The 20,801-nt window shown below is 64.2% G+C and carries 18 protein-coding genes; 9 read left to right on the top strand and 9 right to left on the bottom strand.

Annotation, left to right across the window (positions count from 1 at the left end):
• Positions 1 to 57 precede the first annotated feature (57 nt).
• Complete coding sequence (locus ACX93L_RS05170) at positions 58 to 1,686, top strand: SulP family inorganic anion transporter (RefSeq protein ID WP_459403833.1); 1,629 nt, start codon at positions 58 to 60, stop codon at positions 1,684 to 1,686.
• Between the two features lie 3 nt (positions 1,687 to 1,689).
• On the opposite strand, the gene ACX93L_RS05165 is transcribed toward ACX93L_RS05170, so the two are convergent.
• The 3 genes from ACX93L_RS05165 to recA form a co-directional block, all read right to left on the bottom strand.
• Positions 1,690 to 2,910 (bottom strand): GGDEF domain-containing protein, encoded by a 1,221-nt coding sequence (locus tag ACX93L_RS05165; protein ID WP_459403832.1) that lies wholly within the window; start codon positions 2,908 to 2,910, stop codon positions 1,690 to 1,692.
• A 156-nt stretch (positions 2,911 to 3,066) separates the two neighbouring features.
• The gene (gene alaS / locus ACX93L_RS05160) at positions 3,067 to 5,727 is read right to left on the bottom strand and encodes an alanine--tRNA ligase (RefSeq protein WP_459403831.1); all 2,661 of its coding nucleotides are present in this window, start codon (positions 5,725 to 5,727) and stop codon (positions 3,067 to 3,069) included.
• Between the two features lie 159 nt (positions 5,728 to 5,886).
• Entirely contained in the window at positions 5,887 to 6,975 is a 1,089-nt protein-coding gene (recA, locus tag ACX93L_RS05155; RefSeq protein ID WP_169587641.1) for a recombinase RecA, read from the bottom strand.
• A 242-nt stretch (positions 6,976 to 7,217) separates the two neighbouring features.
• Between recA and ACX93L_RS05150 the strand changes: the two genes are divergently transcribed.
• A complete protein-coding gene (locus tag ACX93L_RS05150; RefSeq protein ID WP_459403830.1) occupies positions 7,218 to 8,162 on the top strand; it encodes a carbohydrate kinase family protein in 945 nt (314 codons plus the stop codon).
• Positions 8,163 to 8,190: 28 nt separating this feature from the next.
• Positions 8,191 to 9,117: a pseudouridine-5'-phosphate glycosidase gene (locus tag ACX93L_RS05145; protein WP_459403829.1), complete on the top strand. Its 927-nt coding sequence runs from the start codon at positions 8,191 to 8,193 to the stop codon at positions 9,115 to 9,117.
• A 41-nt stretch (positions 9,118 to 9,158) separates the two neighbouring features.
• On the opposite strand, the gene ACX93L_RS05140 is transcribed toward ACX93L_RS05145, so the two are convergent.
• A complete protein-coding gene (locus tag ACX93L_RS05140; protein WP_459403828.1) occupies positions 9,159 to 9,896 on the bottom strand; it encodes a helix-turn-helix transcriptional regulator in 738 nt (245 codons plus the stop codon).
• Between the two features lie 66 nt (positions 9,897 to 9,962).
• Positions 9,963 to 12,596 carry a cell cycle histidine kinase CckA gene (gene cckA, locus ACX93L_RS05135; RefSeq protein ID WP_459403827.1) on the bottom strand — a complete coding sequence of 878 codons (2,634 nt, stop codon included), beginning with the start codon at positions 12,594 to 12,596 and terminating at the stop codon, positions 9,963 to 9,965.
• A 281-nt stretch (positions 12,597 to 12,877) separates the two neighbouring features.
• On the opposite strand from cckA, the gene ACX93L_RS05130 reads away from it, so the two are divergent.
• Both ACX93L_RS05130 and ACX93L_RS05125 read left to right on the top strand, forming a co-directional pair.
• A complete protein-coding gene (locus tag ACX93L_RS05130; RefSeq protein WP_459403826.1) occupies positions 12,878 to 13,411 on the top strand; it encodes a flagellar biosynthetic protein FliO in 534 nt (177 codons plus the stop codon).
• A 281-nt stretch (positions 13,412 to 13,692) separates the two neighbouring features.
• Positions 13,693 to 14,283: a hypothetical protein gene (locus ACX93L_RS05125; RefSeq protein WP_459403825.1), complete on the top strand. Its 591-nt coding sequence runs from the start codon at positions 13,693 to 13,695 to the stop codon at positions 14,281 to 14,283.
• A gap of 166 nt (positions 14,284 to 14,449) precedes the next feature.
• Here ACX93L_RS05125 and dksA read toward each other — a convergent pair whose 3' ends face one another.
• Positions 14,450 to 14,869 carry an RNA polymerase-binding protein DksA gene (gene dksA / locus ACX93L_RS05120; RefSeq protein ID WP_169587630.1) on the bottom strand — a complete coding sequence of 140 codons (420 nt, stop codon included), beginning with the start codon at positions 14,867 to 14,869 and terminating at the stop codon, positions 14,450 to 14,452.
• A gap of 319 nt (positions 14,870 to 15,188) precedes the next feature.
• Here dksA and ACX93L_RS05115 point away from each other — a divergent pair, with 319 nt between their 5' ends.
• From ACX93L_RS05115 to ACX93L_RS05100, 4 genes are all read left to right on the top strand, one after another.
• Positions 15,189 to 15,647: a SixA phosphatase family protein gene (locus ACX93L_RS05115; protein WP_459403824.1), complete on the top strand. Its 459-nt coding sequence runs from the start codon at positions 15,189 to 15,191 to the stop codon at positions 15,645 to 15,647.
• Between the two features lie 99 nt (positions 15,648 to 15,746).
• Positions 15,747 to 17,222, top strand: a complete 1,476-nt coding sequence (locus ACX93L_RS05110) for a YcjX family GTP-binding protein (protein WP_459403823.1) — start codon at positions 15,747 to 15,749, stop codon at positions 17,220 to 17,222.
• Positions 17,219 to 18,301, top strand: a complete 1,083-nt coding sequence (locus tag ACX93L_RS05105) for a YcjF family protein (RefSeq protein ID WP_459403822.1) — start codon at positions 17,219 to 17,221, stop codon at positions 18,299 to 18,301. Before ACX93L_RS05110 ends, ACX93L_RS05105 begins: the two co-directional genes overlap by 4 nt.
• 131 nt (positions 18,302 to 18,432) lie before the next feature.
• Entirely contained in the window at positions 18,433 to 18,987 is a 555-nt protein-coding gene (locus ACX93L_RS05100; protein ID WP_459403821.1) for a hypothetical protein, read from the top strand.
• Between the two features lie 54 nt (positions 18,988 to 19,041).
• On the opposite strand, the gene folK is transcribed toward ACX93L_RS05100, so the two are convergent.
• Genes folK through folP form a run of 3 tightly spaced genes read right to left on the bottom strand, consistent with a single transcriptional unit; the run spans position 19,042 to position 20,784 of the window.
• Entirely contained in the window at positions 19,042 to 19,566 is a 525-nt protein-coding gene (folK, locus tag ACX93L_RS05095) for a 2-amino-4-hydroxy-6-hydroxymethyldihydropteridine diphosphokinase (protein ID WP_459403820.1), read from the bottom strand.
• On the bottom strand, positions 19,550 to 19,918 hold the full coding sequence (gene folB / locus ACX93L_RS05090; RefSeq protein WP_459403819.1) for a dihydroneopterin aldolase: 369 nt from the start codon (positions 19,916 to 19,918) through the stop codon (positions 19,550 to 19,552). The genes folK and folB overlap by 17 nt, the downstream gene beginning before the upstream one ends.
• Positions 19,915 to 20,784: a dihydropteroate synthase gene (gene folP, locus ACX93L_RS05085; RefSeq protein ID WP_459403818.1), complete on the bottom strand. Its 870-nt coding sequence runs from the start codon at positions 20,782 to 20,784 to the stop codon at positions 19,915 to 19,917. The genes folB and folP overlap by 4 nt, the downstream gene beginning before the upstream one ends.
• Between the last annotated feature and the right edge of the window lie 17 nt (positions 20,785 to 20,801).

Below are 20,801 nucleotides of genomic sequence, written 5' to 3'. Positions count from 1 at the left end.
ATAAGACTGGAGGCGAGTTCAGACTGTATCCTCCGCAACCCGCCAGAGCGATCGCCCATGAGCCTCGACTTCACCCCGAAGACAGTCAGCGTCATCACCGAAGGCTACTCCGTTGCCCGTCTGCGGGCGGATGCACTTGCAGGCCTGACCGTCGCGATCGTCGCTTTGCCGCTGTCCATGGCGATCGCGATCGCATCCGGCGTGACGCCCGACCGGGGCCTTTACACCGCAATCATCGGCGGCTTCCTCGTCTCGCTTCTCGGCGGCAGCCGCCACCAGATCGGCGGTCCGGCCGGTGCATTCATTGTTCTCGTCGCGAGCACGGCGGCGCTCCACGGCATCGAGGGGCTGATCCTTGCGACGATGATGGCCGGCGGCTTCCTGATGCTTGCCGGCGCCCTGAAGCTCGGCGACTACGTCAAGTTCATTCCCTATCCGGTGACCGTCGGCTTCACGGCGGGCATCGCCGTCATCATCTTCGCCAGCCAGATCAGCGAACTCTTCGGCCTGAGCCTTGCGGTAAAGGAACCCGGACCGCTCATCGAGAAGCTACCGGTTCTGGCGGCCGCATTGCCGACCCTCAACCCGGCAGCCGCAGCGATCGCCGCCTTGACGGTCGGCCTCATCCTTCTGCTTCGCAAATTGCGACCGACCTGGCCCGGCATGCTGATCGCCGTCACCGTCGCGTCGGCCGCAACCGCGCTCCTCGGCCTCGACATCGCGACGATCGGCACGCGCTTCGGCGGCATCCCGCGCAGCCTGCCATTGCCACAAGTGCCGCATGTCACCCCGGATCTCGCGGTCGCCGTTCTCCCCGATGCGATCGCCTTCGCACTCCTTGGCGCGATCGAATCCCTGCTCTCGGCGGTGGTTGCCGACGGCATGACCGGCCGGCGCCACCGCTCGAACGTCGAACTGATTGCCCAGGGTGTCGCCAACATCGGCTCGGCACTGTTCGGCGGCATCTGCGTGACCGGCACCATCGCCCGGACCGCGACAAATGTCCGCGCCGGCGGCACGAGCCCGGTTTCCGGCATGTTGCACGCCCTGTTCCTCCTGCTGTTCATGGCGATCGCCGCGCCGCTCGCAAGCTACATACCGCTCGCCGCCCTTGCCGGAGTGCTGGCCATCGTTTCCTGGAACATGATCGAGCGCCCGGCCTTCGCCGCGCTCATCCGCTCGTCGCGCGGCGACGCCGTCGTCTTGCTCGTCACCTTCCTGCTCGTAGTGTTCCGCGACCTGACGGAGGGCATCATCGTCGGCTTTGTGCTCGGCGCCCTGCTCTTCATCGATCGCATGGGCAAGAGTGTCACGGTCGCCCAGCATGACGACGAGCCCGAACGCCCGCTCGACAACACCGATGCCGATACGGTGGTCTACCGTCTCGGCGGGGCCTTCTTCTTCGGCGCGGCCGCGACCGTGGGCGCCGTCCTCGATCGCATAGCCGACCGTTACCATCACTTCGTGCTGGACTGTTCCGGCGTGTCCTTCATGGATTCGACGGCCGCTAACGTCATCGCCGGCACGATCCGCAAGGCCCGCCACGCCGGGGTCACGGTCTACATTGCCGGTGCCGGCGTGGAATTGCGACGCATGCTGGAAACCCACGAGGTCAACGCTCCCGATGTGAACTTCGTCTCCACCATCGAAGAGGCACGGCGCCGAATTGCCGCCGCGCGGGGCTGATCGTCAGCCCGACATCCCAAAGCCGTGGATTGCATGTTGGTCATCAGGCAGCGCGCCTTCGCCGGTGCTCGCCTCGAAGGTGGTTGTGCGGTTTCGTCCGGCCCGCTTCGACGCATAAAGGGCACGGTCGGCGACGGCGAGCAGCGCACTCACGTCACGCACACCGCTGGCAAGCGGACAGAGGCCGACGCTGACCGTCAGCGACAATGCCTGGCCCTCCCACGCGATACGCATGGCGCCGACCGAACCGCGGATTTCCTCCGCCAGGGCCTCAGCCTCCCCGCGTGTTACCCGCGGCAGGTAGATCGCGAACTCCTCGCCGCCTATCCGCCCCAAGATGGCCCCAACGGGCAACATTCCGGACACCCTGCGCCCGAGTGCCGCAAGCGCTGCGTCACCGGCTCCATGGCCATGGGTATCGTTGAGGCGCTTGAAATGATCGACGTCGAGGAGCGCGAGCGCCCCTCCCGATCGGCTCGCGGCCGTTTGCTCGATAACCCGCGACAGGAAAGCACCGCGATTGAGCACGCCCGTCAACGAATCGATCTCGGACGCGATCTTGTAGCGGTAAGTTGCCCGTTCGCGGATCAGGGCGAAGACAGCCATGCCGGCAAAGATCGCATGCACGAAGAGTTCGAAGGTCACGATCGCGTTCCACGACGTGCGGCCGGCATCCAAGGCCGAGGTGAGCGGCTGGACGAACACCATGGGGATGCGGGCGAGATAGATGAGGGCGTGGCTGGCGAAGAAGCCCGCCACCAATGCTCGCGACGGAAGCGGCTCGGAGGCCCGGCCTGCCCATGCCGTCCGTGCGATCTCGAGGGAGTAGCCCGCGATGAGGAGCGAAATGGCAATCACGCGGAGATTGATGTCAGCGGAGAAGCGCGGAACGAACAGATAGGTCGCGATCCAGCCGGCCGCTCCCGCCAGCCCAAGCAGCAAGGAATACGGCTGCCGATCGAAGGCGCGGAAGCCGATCCACAGCAGCCCGACACAGGCCAGCACCAGCGCATTGCCGAAGCCATAGGTCAGAACGTCGGGGCCATGGTCGCGCATTGCCAGAAGCAGGACGCCGACCGCCCCGCACCAGAAACCGGCGGACCAGGAAGCCATTTCGTGACGACGGCGCTCGACCAGCCACACCGAAGTGATGAAGACGGCCACCGTCGTCCAGCCTGCGAAGAGGCAGAGCATGAGAGTGGGCAGACTGAGAAAACTTGCCAAGCGCCGGTCGTCCTCGGTGAAAACGCCCAACAAATTAGCAGGCAAGAATGAAGACTTCGAAAAAGCAAAAGCCGCAGGTGCGAGACCCGCGGCTTTCAGTGGACTTTTTCTTGCGTCGCCAGCCCCGACGTTACCGGGACATTTCCGAAGAACGACTTAGCCGGCCAGCGCCGCAGCCACCGCCTCGATCGCCGCATCCGCCTTGTCGCCGTCCGGACCGCCGGCCTGGGCCATGTCAGGCCGTCCGCCGCCACCCTTGCCGCCGAGGGCCGCCGAGGCAATGCGCACGAGATCGACGGCGCTGACCTTGCCGGTCAGATCGGCCGTCACCGCCACGACCGCGCTTGCCTTGCCGTCTTCGGAAACACCGATCAGTGTCACGACACCCGAGCCGAGCGAAGCCTTGCCGTCGTCCGCCAGGCCCTTCAGGTCCTTCGGATCGACGCCATTCAGCACCTTGCCGATGAACCGAACGCCGTTCACATCGCGGACCGCATCGTCGGCCGCTGCCTGCCCACCGCCCATGGCGAGCTTGCGCTTGGCGTCCGCCAGTTCGCGCTCCAGCTTGCGACGCTCGTCGACCAGCGCCTCTACGCGCGAAACGACGTCGGCCGGCTGGACCTTCAGCGCCGAGGCGAGATGCTTCACGCGCTCGTCCTGGTCGGCCAGGTAAGCGCGCGCCGCTTCACCCGTCAGCGCCTCGATGCGCCGGACGCCGGCCCCGACAGCGCTTTCGCCGAGGATGCGCACCAACCCGATGTCACCGGTCGCGTCCACATGCGTACCGCCGCAAAGTTCGACCGAGTATGGCTTTCCGGCCTTCGGCCCGTCGATCGCCGTTCCCATGGACACGACGCGGACCTCGTCGCCGTACTTTTCGCCAAACAGCGCCATCGCGCCCTCTGCGATCGCATCGTCGACGCTCATCAGGCGCGTGGTTACCGGCGAATTCTGCACGATGATGGCGTTCGCCATCTCTTCCACGACCTTGAGTTCGTCGGCGGACATCGGCTTCGGATGCGATACGTCGAAACGCAGGCGTTCCGGCGCGACCAGCGAACCCTTCTGCGCCACATGCGTGCCGAGCACTTCGCGCAGTGCTTCGTGGATCAAGTGGGTCGCGGAGTGGTTGGCGCGCAGCCTTGAACGGCGTTCATGATCGACGGCCAGAATGACCGCATCACCGACCTTGATCGTGCCTTCGGCAACCGTCGCAGCATGGACGAAGAGGCCTTCGCCCTTCTTCTGCGTGTCGGAAACACTCACCGATGCGCCATCGGTGGAGATGAGACCCGCATCGCCCATCTGGCCACCCGACTCGCCATAGAACGGTGTCTGATTGACGATGATCTGAACGGTCTCGCCCTTGGACGCGCTCTCGACGCTTGCACCGTCCCGCACGATCGCCTGGACCTGACCTTCGGCTGTCTCGGAGCTGTAGCCAAGGAACTCGGTCGCACCGTGCTTTTCCTTGAGCTCGAACCAGATGGTCTCGGTCGCCTTGTCGCCCGAGCCGGCCCAGTGCGCGCGCGCTTCGGCCTTCTGGCGCTGCATGGCGTCGTTGAAACCGGTGATGTCCACCCCGATGCCGCGAGCGCGCAGCGCGTCCTGCGTCAGGTCGAGCGGGAAGCCGTAGGTGTCATAGAGCTTGAAGACGGTCTCGCCGTCCAGGCTGTCGCCCTTGTGGAGATTGACGGTTGCGTCCGACAGCAGCGAAAGACCACGCTCGAGAGTCTTGCGGAAGCGCGTTTCCTCGAGCTTCAGCGTCTCGGCGATCAGCGCCTCGGCACGAACGAGTTCCGGATAGGCCCGGCCCATCTGCTGCACGAGCACCGGCAGGAGCTTGTAGATGATCGGCTCGCGCGCGCCGAGCAGCTCGGCATGGCGCATGGCGCGGCGCATGATGCGGCGAAGGACGTAGCCGCGACCTTCGTTCGACGGCAGCACACCGTCGGCGATCAGGAAGGCCGACGACCGCAGGTGGTCGGCGATGACGCGATGGCTGGCACGGCGCTCGCCTTCCGCCGGAACACCGGTCAGGTCGACGGACGCCTCGATCAGGGCACGGAAAAGATCGATGTCGTAGTTGTCGTGACGGCCCTGCAGCACGGCTGCGACGCGCTCGAGGCCCATGCCCGTGTCGATCGACGGACGCGGCAGGTTCACGCGCTCTTCCTTGGTGATCTGCTCGTACTGCATGAAGACGAGGTTCCAGATCTCGATGAAGCGGTCACCGTCCTCTTCCGGAGAACCGGGCGGTCCGCCCCAGATGTGGTCGCCGTGGTCATAGAAGATTTCGGAGCACGGGCCGCAGGGACCGGTATCGCCCATGGCCCAGAAGTTGTCGCTGGTCGGAATGCGTATGATGCGGTCGTCGGTCAGGCCGGCGATCTTCTTCCACAGTCCGAAGGCTTCGTCGTCGGTGTGGTAGACGGTGACCAGCAGGCGCTTGCGGTCGAGGCCGAATTCCTTGGTGATCAGGTTCCAGGCGAGCTCGATGGCGCGTTCCTTGAAATAGTCGCCGAAGGAGAAGTTGCCGAGCATTTCGAAGAAGGTGTGGTGGCGCGCGGTATAGCCGACATTGTCGAGGTCGTTGTGCTTGCCGCCGGCGCGCACGCATTTCTGGGCCGTCGCGGCCGTCGAATAGGGACGCTGCTCGAGCCCGGTGAAGACGTTCTTGAACTGCACCATGCCCGCATTGGTGAACATCAGCGTCGGGTCGTTGCGCGGCACGAGCGGGCTCGATGACACGGTCTCGTGGCCGTTCGCCTTGAAGTAATCGAGAAAAGTCGACCGGATGTCGTTCACGCCGCTCATGTCATGCCCTTCATTCAGGCCGGAATCCGGCCAATCCGCGAAAATCAATGGCTTTTATCGTTCGCCATTCCCCCTGTCCAGCCGCACGACGCAAAACCGGCCATACCTCTTCCGAGATATGGCCGGCAAAACTGACGAACTGCAGGAGCAACCGGAAATTTACATGTCGCCGCCGTCGCCGCCGCCGTCGCTGTCCGGACCGCCATTCTGCAGGAAGCGATCGGCAATCAGCCCGGCATTCTGGCGAAGCGCCATCTCGATCTCCTGCGCCAACGACGGATTGTCCCTGAGGAACAGCTTGGCATTTTCACGGCCCTGACCGAGGCGCTGGCTGTTGTAGGAGAACCAGGCGCCCGACTTCTCGACGATTCCGGCCTTGACGCCAAGGTCGACGAGTTCGCCGGTCTTCGACACGCCTTCGCCATACATGATGTCGAACTCGACCTGCTTGAAGGGCGGCGCCATCTTGTTCTTGACCACCTTGACGCGGGTCTGGTTGCCGACCACTTCCTCGCGCTCCTTGACCGCGCCGATGCGGCGGATATCGAGACGGACCGAGGCGTAAAATTTCAGCGCGTTGCCGCCCGTGGTGGTTTCCGGCGAACCGAACATGACACCGATCTTCATACGGATCTGGTTGATGAAGATGACCATGGTATGCGACTTCGAAATCGAAGCCGTCAGCTTGCGCAGCGCCTGGCTCATCAGACGTGCCTGAAGACCCGGCAGGTTGTCGCCCATCTCGCCTTCGATTTCCGCCCGCGGCGTCAGAGCTGCGACCGAGTCGACGACGAGCACGTCGATCGCACCCGAACGGACCAGCGTATCGGTGATCTCAAGCGCCTGTTCACCAGTATCGGGCTGGGAAATCAGAAGGTTCTGAAGATCGACACCGAGCTTGCGGGCATAGACCGGATCAAGCGCATGTTCAGCGTCGACGAAGGCGCAGATGCCGCCCTTCTTCTGTGCCTCCGCGATGGTCTGCAGCGCAAGCGTCGTCTTGCCCGAGCTTTCCGGTCCGTAGATTTCGATGATACGGCCCTTCGGCAGGCCGCCGATGCCAAGCGCGATGTCGAGGCTCAGCGACCCGGTCGAAACCGTCTCGATTTCGACCACGCTCTCGTTCGCGCCGAGTTTCATGATCGAGCCCTTGCCGAACGACCGTTCGATCTGCGAGAGCGCCGCTTCCAATGCCTTGCTTTTATCCACCGATTTGTCCTCTACGAGCCGCAAAGAATTTTGTGCCATCTGGTCCACCTTTAGGTTATTGAAGCCGCATAGGCAATGAAGCAGCCGATGGCGAATATGTACATGTTTTGTTCTCGTATGGCAAGCCCCGTGCAAACCAATGAAATAGCACGGGAATCCTATGCATGTTCTCGCTATGTCCGCATCGTGACGGCAGTTCCCCGTCCGATCTCGGGAATGGCAGGCTCGGGCGTCTTCCCGGCAATCGATTCGCTTCGGAACACCGGCTTGAAAGGGTGAAGATGAGCCTCGATATTCTCGTCCTCGGCGGCGCCCATATCGACCGCCGCGGGCGCATCGCGGGAGACACCCGCATGGGCGCCAGCAATCCCGGCGCCTGGATGGAGGAGCCCGGCGGCGGCGCCTTCAATGCCGCATCGAATCTGTCTCGTCTCGGGCGGAAGGTCCGGCTGGTTTCCCCGCGCGGTGGCGACTCCCAGGGAGAGCGGGTGGCCGCAGCCGCGGAACATGCGGGTATCGATGACTGCCCCCTCGTCTTCCTCGATCGCGCAACGCCGAGCTATACGGCGATCCTGGAGAACGACGGCAATCTCGTCATAGCTCTCGCCGACATGGCGCTCTACGACCTCTTCGTCGCGCGCCGGCTGCGCAGCCGTTCTTTGCGCGAAAGTCTCGATGCGGCGGGTCGCGTGCTTTGTGACGCAAACCTGCCGGCGGAGACCATCGCCACGCTGGCAGCCGGGGCCAACCATGCCTCAAAACCGATTGCCGCGATCGCCATCTCGCCGGCCAAGGCGGTCCGCCTTCGGGCCGCCCTGCCCCGGATCGATCATGTCTTCATGAATGCGGCCGAAGCGGAAGTGCTGGCCGGCGGGCGGGCAGAGGATCCTGCAGACTGGCCCGACCTCCTGCGCCGCGCCGGGCTTCGGGCCGGGACCGTTACCGCCGGAGGCCGCCCCACCATTGCCTTCGACGGGAAGGACATGGCCGTTCTTGCCCCTCCGGCTGTCGAAACGATCGCCGATGTCACCGGCGCCGGCGATGCCTTTGCCGCCGGCTATCTCCATGCCTCGATCGCAGGTGCAAGCCTTGCAGAAGCGCTGCGGATGGGCACCGCCTGCGCCGGCATCACTCTGGGCTCTTTTCTTGCGACGGACGAAAACCTGTCCGAGGAGCTGCTAAACGCGCGCTTGGCTCTTGTCCCGCAGGCAAAAATCCTGTCATGACATCCGCACGAGAATTCTGGACACACCCATGACCAAATCCATTTCGCCCCTGCTCCCGATCGTTTACTCCAGCGAAGTCGTCGCCGCCAAGGCGCGCAACGCCCCGATCGTGGCGCTCGAATCGACGATCATCACCCACGGCATGCCGTATCCCGGCAACCTGGAAATGGCGCGCAGCGTCGAGGCGATTGTTCGCCAGCAAGGCGCCGTGCCCGCGACCATCGCCGTTATCGAAGGCGTGCTGCATATCGGCCTCGAGCCCGACCAGATCGCCGCCCTTGCCCAGATGCGTGACGTCATGAAGCTGTCGCGCGCCGATATCGCCTTCGCCCTTGCCGAGCGCCGTACCGGTGCGACGACGGTTGCCGCGACGATGATCGCGGCCGCCCGCGCAGGCATCTCGGTGTTCGCCACCGGCGGCATCGGCGGCGTGCACCGCGGCGTCGAGGAAACGCTCGACATTTCGGCCGACCTCGAAGAACTCGCCCGCACGGCGGTGATTGTCGTCTCGGCCGGTCCCAAGGCCATTCTCGACATTCCGAAGACGCTGGAGGTGTTGGAGACGCGCGGCGTGCCGGTCGTCACCTATGACAGCGAAGAATTCCCTGCCTTCTGGTCGCGCAGTTCCGGCCTCGCCAGCCCCCTGACCCTGCCCAGCCCCGCCGCGATCGCCAATTTCCAGCGCATGCGCGAACAGCTCGGCCTCGACGGCGGCATGCTGATCGCCAATCCCGTCCCGATGGAAGACGAAATTCCGCGCGAGGAGATGGAAATCTATATCGGCCGGGCCCTTGCCAGTGCGGAGCGCGAAGAAATCAGCGGCAAGGCGGTCACGCCCTTCCTGCTTGACGCCATCTTCCATCTGACGAGCGGCCGAAGCCTCAAGACGAACATCGCGCTCGTCGAAAACAATGCGCGGCTCGCTGCGGAGATCGCCGTCGCGATGAACGGCTGAGCCGTTTCACGCAGGCCCAGACCGATCGCGGACCGGCTCTCCTAGCCGATGTAACCCATCCGCACCGCCTCGATCACGGCATGTTCGAGGCGGTCGGTGCCGAGCTTGCGGCATAGCGAACCGATCAGGTAGTTGATCGTGCGCACGGAGAGCGAAAGCCGTCGCGCGATCGCCGCGGAATCGTGGCCGGAAGCCGCCATCTCGAGACAGGTCATCTCCAGCGTCGAAATGCCGGTTCGCTGCCAACCCCGGCGCTTTTCCAGAACCTCCATCCGGTCCAGCAGATGGATCGCGAGAAAGTTCAACTCCTCCATCTCGGCCTGCGGCAACGGCTCGCGCGTTCCATAGACGCCAAGAATGTGCTTACGCCCATCGAGCGTTGGCAGAGAGAAATAGGCGCCGCGACTCATGTCGTGATCCGACAGCAGATCCATCAAGCGCCGAACCTGAGGAAAACTCTGCGCCTTCTGCTCAAGGTCGGCGACGCCCCACTGATAGGCCTGCCGCTCGCTGGCGGCCATGATGACGACCGGAGCAGGCGGCAGGTCTCCGATCGCATCAAACCCGTCGAGGAACGCCTCCGGAACGCTGTAGAGCAGCAGTTGCTGGCGCAGCGTTCCTGCCTCGACCAGCCGCGACAGGAAGAGCTTGTAGTAGAGAAATCCGAATTGGCCCAGCAGTCGGCTGATGGAGCCGGCGATATCGTTAAGGCAGTCGGCAGACTGGATACCAGCGAGGATCGCCCTGCCGTCTTCCTGCTTCAACCCGTAGTCGCCCATCGCGCCCCCGACCCACGTCGCGAATTGACATTCGTCACCCCACTACGCCCGCAAACGTTGCAAAAGTCAATTTGCGCTGTCGAGCATTTCGCGAACTGCAACAGCCAGTTGCTTCAGTGAGAACGGTTTGGGCAGGAATCCGAATTTCGCATCAGCCGGCAGGTTGCGGGCAAAGGCGTCTTCGGCATAGCCCGAAACGAAGATGAACTTAAGGTCGGGATATTTCTTCCGCAGTTCCGTAAGCAGCGTCGGACCGTCCATTTCCGGCATGACCACGTCCGAGACGACAATGTCCACCGCGCCGTCGAGCTCGTCCATGATGTCGAGCGCTTCGACGCCGGAACCCGCTTCATGAACTGTGTATCCTCGCGTTTCCAGCATGCGCTTTCCGCCACGGCGCACGGCCTCTTCATCCTCCACCAGGAGCACGACGGCCGACTTGCCGGTCAGATCGTCCGGCTCGCCCGACGGGGCATTCTCGGCCACGGCCGGTCCTGCCGCCTGCGGCTGGGCGCCGCCGGATGCCGCAACCGACGAAGCGGTCGCTGCGGTAACCGGTACGACCTCCGGAATGAAGCGCGGCAGGAAGATGCGGAACACGGTGCCCTTGCCGACTTCCGATTCCGGATAGATGTAGCCGCCGGATTGCTTGACGATGCCGTAGACCATCGCGAGCCCGAGGCCGGTACCCTTGCCGACTTCCTTGGTGGTGAAGAACGGCTCGAAGATCTTGTCCATGATGTCCGGCGCGATGCCGGTGCCGGTATCCTCCACCTCGACCAGCACCATCTCCTCGGCCGGAAGGCCGCGATAGTTGAAACGGCCCGCCTCGGCTCCGGAGACGTTGCGCGTGGTGACCGTGATGGTACCGCCGTTCGGCATGGCGTCGCGCGCGTTGACGCAGAGATTGATCAGAACCTGCTCGAACTGCGACAGGTCGGTCTTCACCGGCCAGAGATCACGGCCATACTCGACCTTGAGCTTGACATTGGTGCCGGAGATCAGCCGGTCGACCAGCATCCGGAGATCGCCGATCACGTCCGTCAGGTTCAGCACGCTCGGCCGCATGGTCTGCTTGCGCGAGAAGGCGAGCAACTGCCGGACCAGCACCGCCGCGCGGTTGGCGTTCCGCTTGATCTCCATCAGATCGGCAAAGCTCGCATCCGACGGCCGCGCCTGCAGCAGCAGGTGATCGGAAGAAAGCAGGATCGCGGTCAGCACGTTGTTGAAGTCATGGGCGATGCCGCCGGCAAGGGTGCCGACCGCGTTCATCTTCTGCGTCTGCGCCATCTGCGTTTCGAGCGCCTTCTGCTCGGTCACGTCGACGGCATAGACGATCGCCGCCTCTTCGGGCGCCTCGTCGCTCTGGTCGATGACAGCATTGACGTAGAAGCGGAAATGGCGCGTGTCGTTCTCCGGATGGCGGCTGTCGATCGGCGCGATGTCGACCTGGCGATCCTTGGCGGCCGAAAGCGCATGCTGGAAGCGCTCACGCTCGCTCTCGTGGAAGACAACGTCCAGCTTGCCGCCCCGATCCACGTAGTCGCGTCCGACAATATCGGAAAACAACTTCATGAACGGCGCATTGGTGCGCAGGATGCGTCCCTCGCCGTCGACTGAAGCGATCGCCATCGGCGTATTGTTGAAGAAGCGGGTGAACCGCATGGACGCGATCGAGGCCGACTGGTCGCTTCCACTTTCCTGGCGTGCGAGCACGATCGACCGGCTTTCACCCGGTGCGCCATCGCGTGCGGAGCGAACGCGATGGACGAGCCGGACCGGCAGGCTCTGTCCGTTGACCCGTCGCAGATCGAGATCGAGTGTCTCCGTCTTCGAAAGTCCCGGCTCTGCCTGAACCGAATCGATCAGCGCCATGCCCTCGCCGGCCACGAGATCGGCAATCCGCAACGACCCGGGGGTAAACTGGGTGAGATCGATGCCCAGCCATTCGGCGAGCGTTGCGTTGACATAATAGATCTCGCCCTTGCGACCGGCCGAGAAGAAACCTGCCGGCGCATGGTCCAGATAGTCGATCGCGTGCTGCAGCTCCTTGAAGAACCGCTCCTGATCATCGCGTTCGGAGGTGATGTCGTTGAGCTGCCAGACATGCAGTTTCCGGCCGTCGCTGCGCTCCCCGGGAAGCAGCCGGGCCTTCAGGCGGTACCAATGGGCGCCCGAACCGCTGCTGGTCAGATTGCCGAGCGGTTTCAGAAGCCGGAACTCCTCATAACCCTCGCGTCCGTCCAGAAGACCGTTGGTCAGTCGGTAAAGTGCCTCGCCCGACTCGCGATAACGCGACAGCAGCGCCTCGAGCGTCTGAACCTCGGTCGCCTTCGTGGCGCCCGTCATCCGCCCGTAGGCGGCATTGGCATAGACGACACGGCCTTCCGCGTCGGTGATCAGTATCCCCTCCGGCTGGTTCGCAAGGAAGCTTCGCGCCAGCGTGTCGGAATGCGACTGCGGCATCACTTCGACGAAACCGATCACCGCCGAGACGATGAAGAATATCCCCATCATCGCCAATATGCCGAGCAGGCCAAGCACGATCTCGTTGTCGAGCTGGTTTTTGAAGACGACGAAGGCGGCCGCGGCAGCCAGCAGCACGAGCGCCAGCAGGATGATCCGCAGAGCCGTTCCGGAACGGGTTCCGCGATCCACCAGAGGTCCTTCGCCGTCTGCGCCCATGTGCTGCTTTGTCATCTATGCCTCGTGCTGGAACCCTTTGAGCCCTTCGTCGCCGCCTGCGATCAATGAAGAGAATCGGGTGCTTCAATACTCTTTAGCAATTTGCAACAGCGTCAAAAAGCTCCGAGCCGCGGTATTGCGGGGCCTCGAGCCGGCAATCCCCATAGGTTTGCCGTATTTGACACCGATCATCCGGTCTTTTCGATGACGGATCGGCGTCGGCCGGTCTTGCTGCCCCGTGCCCGATTGCGAAAACCACCGTCTTCTGCCAGAAAGCGGAAAAAGGAGAGCGCGATATGATTGATGAACTGGTGACCGCCTACGGGAACCGTTTTCTGGTTGCAGCACTCGGCGTCAGCCTGGCACTCCTTTGCCTGTTCATCGTCCTGTGGCTCCTGAGAAACCGCGCACCCTCGCCCTTCGTTCGCGGCGGCCGAAACCGTCAGCCGCGCCTGCAGGTGCTCGACGCGGCAGCGGTCGACGCCCGCCGCCGGCTGGTGCTGGTGCGCCGCGACAATGTCGAGCATCTAGTGATGATCGGCGGCCCGACCGACATCGTCATCGAAAGCGGCATCGGCGATGAACGCGCCTATCTCTCCGCAACGACCGTGCAGTCCGCTCCGCTCCAGGTTCCCGCCGAGGTCGCCCCGGTCGCCGTCGCGGCACCGGTCGAAGCGCGCGCCCTGCCGCAACGTGAGGCGGCACCCGCAACGACAGCGCCGATCGAAGCTCCTGTGTCGGTCCGTCCGGCCACTGTTCCTGCCGCCACCCCGGCGCCGGCGCCGGTGCCGCCCCCCCTCCCCCCCCGCCCCCGGTGCAGCCTCCCGTAAGGGCAGAGACGCCTGCCGTATCGGCTACCCCGCAGGCGCAGGCGCGTCCGGTGACGCCTGCTCCGACACCCACCCCCGCATCCAATACTGAACTCCGCCGACCGGAGCCCGCGGCGATCGAACCGGCAATCGCGCAGCCTGCCGTACAGCCCGTCAAGGCCGCCCCCCCGATGAGGGCGCTCCCGACCGAGCCGGTTGCAGTCGCAGCATCGCGGCCTGTTGCAGAGCCGCCGAGGCCCGCAACTGCGACGCCCATTGCTCCGCTGCAACCGGAGAAGGACGTGGTGCCTGCTGCCCAACCCATGCCGATTGCCGCCGCACCGGCCGCTGTACCGACAGCGGTCACGCTGGCGCCTGCGGTCACAGCCCCGAGCCCCGTCACAGCAAGCTTCGCCATGCCGGCGGCGGTAACAGCATCGACAATCGCCGTGGCGCCATCCGAGACTCCGGCCGTTGCCGTCGCACCGGCGACCACCGGCAGCGCCGCCGACATTCTCGAAGCGGCGCGCCAGCGCGTGCTCCAGCCGGCGATGGTCGACGACCTTCTTGACGATGACCTCTTTGACGAGCCGCTGGACGAGGCGCCGCCGGCTCGTCGCTCCGGAGAGCAGAGCGAATTCGAACGCGTGCTGGAAGAAGAGATGGCACTGCATCTGGCGGCGAACGAGGCACCCGCGAAACCCGCCGCACCCGTTGCTCCCGTCCACCACGTTCTGCCGGAAACCCGCGCGGACCGCCCCGTCGTGCCGCCGGTTGCAAGCCCTGCCCACGCTGTCGATCCGACGCGGGCCGCCAAAGCCGAACCGGAAGAGCCGACCCTACAGAACGAGATTGCCCGCATCTTCGGGGAAATGTCGGCCGACCGTCACTGAGCCCGGAAGCGCGCGCCCGGGCCGCTTTGCGTCCCGGGCGGATCCAATAGCCCCACGCCCGGTTCTGAGGGACATCACGCACAAAACGAAAAATGCCGGCGCAAGCCGGCATTTTTCGTTCGACCTTTCGGCCGCCTCACTCTGTCACACGGCCCTCGAACGGGACCTATTCGTCGCGATAGACCTTCTCGCGGCGCTCGTGCCGTTCCTGCGCCTCGATCGACAGCGTAGCGATCGGCCGTGCGTCGAGGCGCTTCAGCCCGATCGGTTCGCCGGTTTCCTCGCAGTAGCCGTAGGTGCCGTCCTCGATCCGCTGCAGCGCCGCGTCGATCTTGGAAATCAACTTACGCTGGCGATCCCGTGCCCTGAGTTCGATGGCACGATCCGTTTCGGAAGACGCCCGGTCGGCGAGATCAGGGTGATTGGCACTCTCTTCGGCAAGGTGGTCGAGGGTCTCGCGTGCCTCGCGGAGGATGTCGTTCTTCCAGGCGATCAGCTTTGCGCGGAAGTAGGCCCTCTGGCTTGCGTTCATGAACTCATCGTCTTCCGAGAGAACATAATTGCTAAGATTGATCTTCTCACTCAACGCGAATCTCCTGAAGAACATCTCAATGGGCGGCTGTATATCCTTTCGAAAGGCGCGGTTCAAGCCTCCTGGCCGGTTTTAAGGCATTTTTAAATCTGTTACATTTTTTGGCTAAAAGCATATTTTTTCATCATTATTTCGAATGAGTGTCAGGCCATCGATCACGCGTCCGGGCGTGCCATCTGCGACTGTGGTCTAATCGGTTTATACGCCAGTTGACGGACATCCCCGACAACAGCTAGTTCAAAGGCTCGAAGCCCTGTCGCGGACATATCACCGGATGACCCTCCTGACCCCGCCTCCAGAACGCATTTACCTCATGAGGCACGCGAAATCCGGCTGGGCGCTTCCCGGCGCCAGCGATTTCGACCGCACCCTGAGCGATGCCGGCTTTGCCGAGGCCGAACTTGTCGCGACGACAGCCGCAGACCGCGGTTATCGCCCGGGGGTTGTGGTGTCCTCGTCGGCGGCGCGCTGCCGCCAGACGACCGAAGCCATGCGCCGGGCCTTCGGCGGCGCAGTGGAACTCCGTTTCGTCGACGACCTCTACAATGCTCCGGCTGATAGCTATGTCGACACGATTGCCGCTCTCTCCGGTTTCCCGTCGGTGATGATCGTCGGCCACAATCCGGCGATCGAGGAGCTCTTTGTGTCTCTGGTCGGCGCCGATGTCGCCAACCGCACCATTCCGGAGGGCTACCCGACATCCGGCCTCGCCGTGCTGGACCATGACGGCCCCGAGACGGAATGGCTGCTTCGCGATTTTCTCATCGGCTGATTCCCAGGCCCCTGCGACGATCGCGCCATCGCCTGTTCCTTTTTCCCGACCCGATCGCTTCCTATATGACGGGACGCTCACCATGCAGGGACGAATGAATTGCCGCCATCCTTGACCAGCTTCACCGACGAAGCCGCCATCGCCTTCGACAACATCGCAGACCGCGCAGCGAACCTCGTCAACCCGACGATCCGTCTCGGGGTCACGGGCCTGTCGCGGTCCGGCAAGACGGTCTTCATCTCGTCCCTCGTCCACAATCTGCTGCACGGTGGCCGGCTGCCGCTGTTCGAGCCTGTCCGCTCCGGCCGCGTGACGGCCACCCGGCTTGAGGAACAGCCGGACGATGCCGTTCCGCGCTTCCAATATGAAGATCACATTCGCGCGCTGGTCCAGGACCGCATCTGGCCGGATTCGACCCGGGCGATCTCCGAGATCCGCCTGACCATCGAATACAAGAGCGCCAGCGGCTGGAACCGGCTCTTTTCGCCGGGCCGCCTGTCGATCGACATCGTCGACTATCCGGGCGAGTGGCTGCTCGACCTTCCGCTGCTCGGCCAGGATTTCCGGCAGTTCAGCGACGCGACTGAACAACTTGCTCGAACCGGCATTCGCGCAGAACTCGCCCGTGACTGGCTGGAGCTCTCTTCCGCCATCGACATGGATGGACCGGCGGACGAGATGGTCGCCCGTCAACTTGCCTCGACGTTCACGGCCTATCTCCGGGCCTGCAAGTCGGACGAGCGTTCGCTGTCCACGCTGCCGCCCGGACGTTTCCTGATGCCTGGAGACCTCGAAGGCTCCCCCGCCCTTACCTTCGCCCCGCTTGTCGGCATGCCCGAAACACGCGCGCCGAAGGGCTCGTTGCGGGCGATGATGGAACGCCGCTACGAGGCCTACAAGACCGTCGTGGTCAAACCCTTCTTCCGCGAGCACTTCGCCCGCCTCGACCGCCAGATCGTGCTCGTCGACGCCCTCCAGGCCATCAATCGGGGCCCCGAGGCGGTTCAGGATCTCGAACGCGCTCTTGCCGACGTGCTGGCCTGCTTCCGCCCCGGCTCGAACAACATCCTGACCTCGCTCGTCCGCCGCCGGATCGACCGCGTGCTCGTTGCAGCCACGAAGGCCGACCATCTGCACCACGAGAGCCACGACCGTCTCCAGGCGATCACCCGGCGCCTCGTCGACCGCGCTGTCCACACCATCGGCATGTCTGGCGCCGGGATCGACGTCATGGCGATCGCTTCCGTGCGGGCGACCCGGGAGGCCAACGTCAAACGGGACGGCCACGACCTGCCGGTCATCGTCGGAACGCCGATGGAGGGAGAAAAGGTCGGCTCCGAGCGCTTCGACGGAAACCGCAAGACCGCCGTCTTCCCGGGCGACCTGCCGGAAAGCCCGGAAGCATTCTTCCGCTCTCTCGATGCGGGAGCAGCGCAACTCGACCTGCCGGATCTCGACATCGTCCGCTTCCGCCCGCCGCTGATCGAGGAGACGGGCGGCGGGATCACCCTGTCGATCCCGCATATCCGCCTCGATCGCGCCATGCAGTTCCTCTTTGGAGATCGCCTCGCATGACCAGGCCACCGAATGTTCCGGACACGACGGGACGCCGTCCCGCGTCCTTCACGGTTGAACCGGAAGAGGCACCCCAGGCCGCCCCGGCGAAGGCCCGCCCGCCGCAGAGCTTCGATGCCGGCATCGAGATCGTCCCCGACGAGGCCGATCCCTTCATCGGCGCGGATATCACGACAATCGAAGAGATGGCCGTCGCACGACCTCGGCGTCGCGGAATGTCCTTTGGCCGGATCGCGCTCGGGGCGTTCGGACTACTGCTCTCGCTCGCCGTCGGGCTGTGGATCGACAGCCTCATCCGCGACCTGTTCTCGCGCTCCGACTGGCTGGGTTATGCCGCGCTCGCCGTCCTCGGCATCGGTCTGGCCTCGCTCGCCGTCGTTCTCCTGCGCGAGGTGATCGGCCTCTACCGGCTGGAAGCAGTCCAGACCCTCAAGGGGGACGCGGAACTCGCCGTCGCAGAAGGCCGCAAGCCTGCCGCGCGCGCCGTCGTGCGGCAGTTGACGAAGCTTGTCTCCTCCAGGCCGGAGACCGCCCGCGGTCGCGCGACGCTGGAAGCAACCGAAGAAGACATCATCGATGCCCCGCAATTGATTGAGCTTGCAGAGCGCGAATTGCTGAGCCCGCTCGACATCCGGGCCCGGTCGCTGATTCTCGGCGCCGCGAAACGCGTGTCCGTGGTCACCGCCGTCAGCCCCCGTGCAGTGGTCGACCTCGCCTACGTGCTTTTCGAGGTTTTTCGTCTCGTCCGCGCCATGGCGGAACTCTATGGCGGCCGGCCCGGAACGGTCGGCATGCTGCGCCTCGTTCGCGACGTGTTCGCCCATCTCGCGGTCACCGGCTCGATTGCCGTCGGCGACGGCCTCGCGCAGCAGATCCTCGGCCACGGCTTGGCCTCCCGGCTTTCCGCTAGGCTCGGTGAAGGCGTCATCAACGGACTGATGACCGCCCGAATCGGCATTGCCGCGATGGATCTCTGCCGACCCCTGCCATTCAGGGCCGTGAAACGCCCCGGGATCGGCGATTTCGTCTCCGACCTTGCGCCGAGTGTGACCGGCAAGTCCGCAAGCCGCTCCGATTAGGGCCAAGTCCGGGCAAATCAGGCTTTTCCCCGTTGCCCGGCGCGGCTTTTGCGGCTACTGCAAGGATGCATTAACCATTCTCGCGTTACTTTGTCTGCGGATTTGTTGGTTGCTCGTACCAGGGTAAGTCGATGTCGTTTCGTTTCATTTCGCCAGTCGGTCGCATGGCCGCCGTGTCCGTAGCCGCACTCGTGGCCGCTGCGCCCGTCGCCGATGCCGCATCGCGCGACAAACGCTTCTTCGAATCGGTTGCCGGCGTGTGGAAGGGTCCGGGCGAGATCGTCGCCGGAAAGTACAAGGGAACGAAGTTTACCTGCAACCTGACCGGCCTGCCGTCTTCCGGCGGAGAAACCGGCCTCACCCTCGACGGCACCTGCCGCGTCGGTGTCTTCTCGCAGCCGATGAAGGCCACGATCGCCCAGGTCGGCGGCAACTATCAGGGCAAGTTCCTCGATGGCGCAGACGGTAAGGGCCTCGATATCGTATCGGGCAACGTCACCGGCGACCGCGCCGTCATGGGCATCAACCGCAACAAGCTGAACGGCGCCATGGTCGCCCGCCTGCAGAACGATAGCGCGATGAACATCACGATCTCGGTCAAGGTCGAGGATCGCATGGTTCCGGTGATCGGCCTTAAGCTCAACCGACAGGCGGATGCCTACGCGGTCGGTGCCGTCAAGAATTGACGTGCCTTCGAGCGGGCGACTTGCCCGCTCATTCTTGCACTGTTACGGAATGCCTCAGCCGCGCCACCAGTCGCGGCTTTCGTTTGCCACCTCGATGCCCGCCCGGTCGCTATCCGCCAGCCATGCGGATACCGTCCTGCCCTTGACCCGCATATCACCCTCGATATCGGCAAGCGGCATCAGCACGAAGGCCCTCTCCGTCATGCGCGGATGCGGTACCTTCAGCAACTCCTCGTCGATTGCCAGTCCGTCATAGGTCAGGATGTCGATGTCGATCGTCCGTGGCCCCCAGCGCTCGATGCGCACGCGCTTCATGTCGCGCTCGATGTCGAGGCAGGTTTCGAGCAGGACGATCGGCGCCAGCCGCGTTTCGATCGCCGCGCAGGCATTGTAGAAGTCGGCCTGGTCGGTCTTGCCCCATGGCGGGGTGCGGTAAAGTCGCGATACGGAAACGATGCGACAATCATCACGCTCGTCGAGGCGCCGCAATGCGCGCGCCATCGCAGCAACCGGATCCCCGATATTGCCGCCAAGCCCGAGGGTAGCCGGGCGCCACGCGCCCTCAACGGAAATGTTCAACACTCACCTGTACGTAGTCGAGAATGCCGGGGACAGGAGCGCTCGGCTTCCGGACGGTAATCTTGGCCCGCGGGATCTGTGGAAAGCGCAGGCAGAGTTCCTTGGCGATCGTCAGGGCGAGCGCCTCGATCAGCTGGTGCCGGCTGGTGGTCACCGTCTCCTCGATCACCTTGAAGGCAATCCCGTAGTCCACCGTTCCCTCGATGTCGTCCCCTTCCATCGCGGCACCGGCAGACACGTCGAATTCGGCATCGACATAGAAGCGCTGCCCGAGGAACTCCTCCTCGGGATAGACGCCGTGGCGGGCGAAGAACGCACAGTTCTTCAGCGTGATCGTGTAGACGTCGGTCATCGGCCCGGTTCCTCACCGCTTTCTTCTTGTGCGGCAATCATAGCATCGGCGATGGCGAGCGCGTCCCGGTTGATCGCGACATTGTGCACCCGGAAAACGGAGGCGCCCTTCATCCGCAGCAGAACGGTCGTCGCCGCCGTCGCGGCGTCCCGGTCTGCAGCCTCGCGCCCGGTCAGCGTCCCCAGGAAACGCTTGCGCGACGTGCCGACGAGCAGCGGATAACCGAGCCCGAACAACTCCTGCGTCCGAGCCATCAGCGCCATATTCTCCTCAACGGTCTCCTTGGCAAAGCCGAAGCCGGGGTCGAGAACGATCGTGTCACGACCGATACCGGCCTGCGCCGCAATCTCCAAAGACTTGCCGAGATAGTCGAACTGGTCCTTGATCACGTCGTCGAGCCGGTCACGGCCACGCCCTGTGTGCATGATGCACAGCCCCGCACCGGCGCTGGCAGAAACGTCGGCTATTTCGGGCTCCTTCTGCAGCCCGTAGACATCGTTGATGATATGGGCGCCCGCAGCGACCGCCAGCCGCGCCGTTTCGGCCCGATAGGTATCGACCGAAATCAGCGCATCGCTTTCACGCGCCAGCCGCTCGATCACCGGAAGCACCCGGTCCAGCTCTTCCGAGGCGCTGACCGGTTCGGCACCCGGACGGGTGGATTCCCCGCCTACGTCGAGAATGTCGGCTCCTTCGGCAACGCAGTACAGAGCGTGCGCGACCGCCTTATCGACACTGAAGTGGCGTCCGCCGTCCGAAAAGGAATCCGGCGTGACGTTGACGATCGCCATCAGCCGCCCCTTGTCTCCCAGAGCAAGGCCGCGACCATGGGCCACGCGCCAGTATCCGTTAATCCCGGTCGCCACGGCTCCGCCCCTTCCGG

The organism is Rhizobium sp. CAU 1783 (assembly GCF_054551725.1).
Note: the sequence above shows the minus strand (reverse complement) of the source record. Positions and strands in the feature narration are given on the sequence as shown.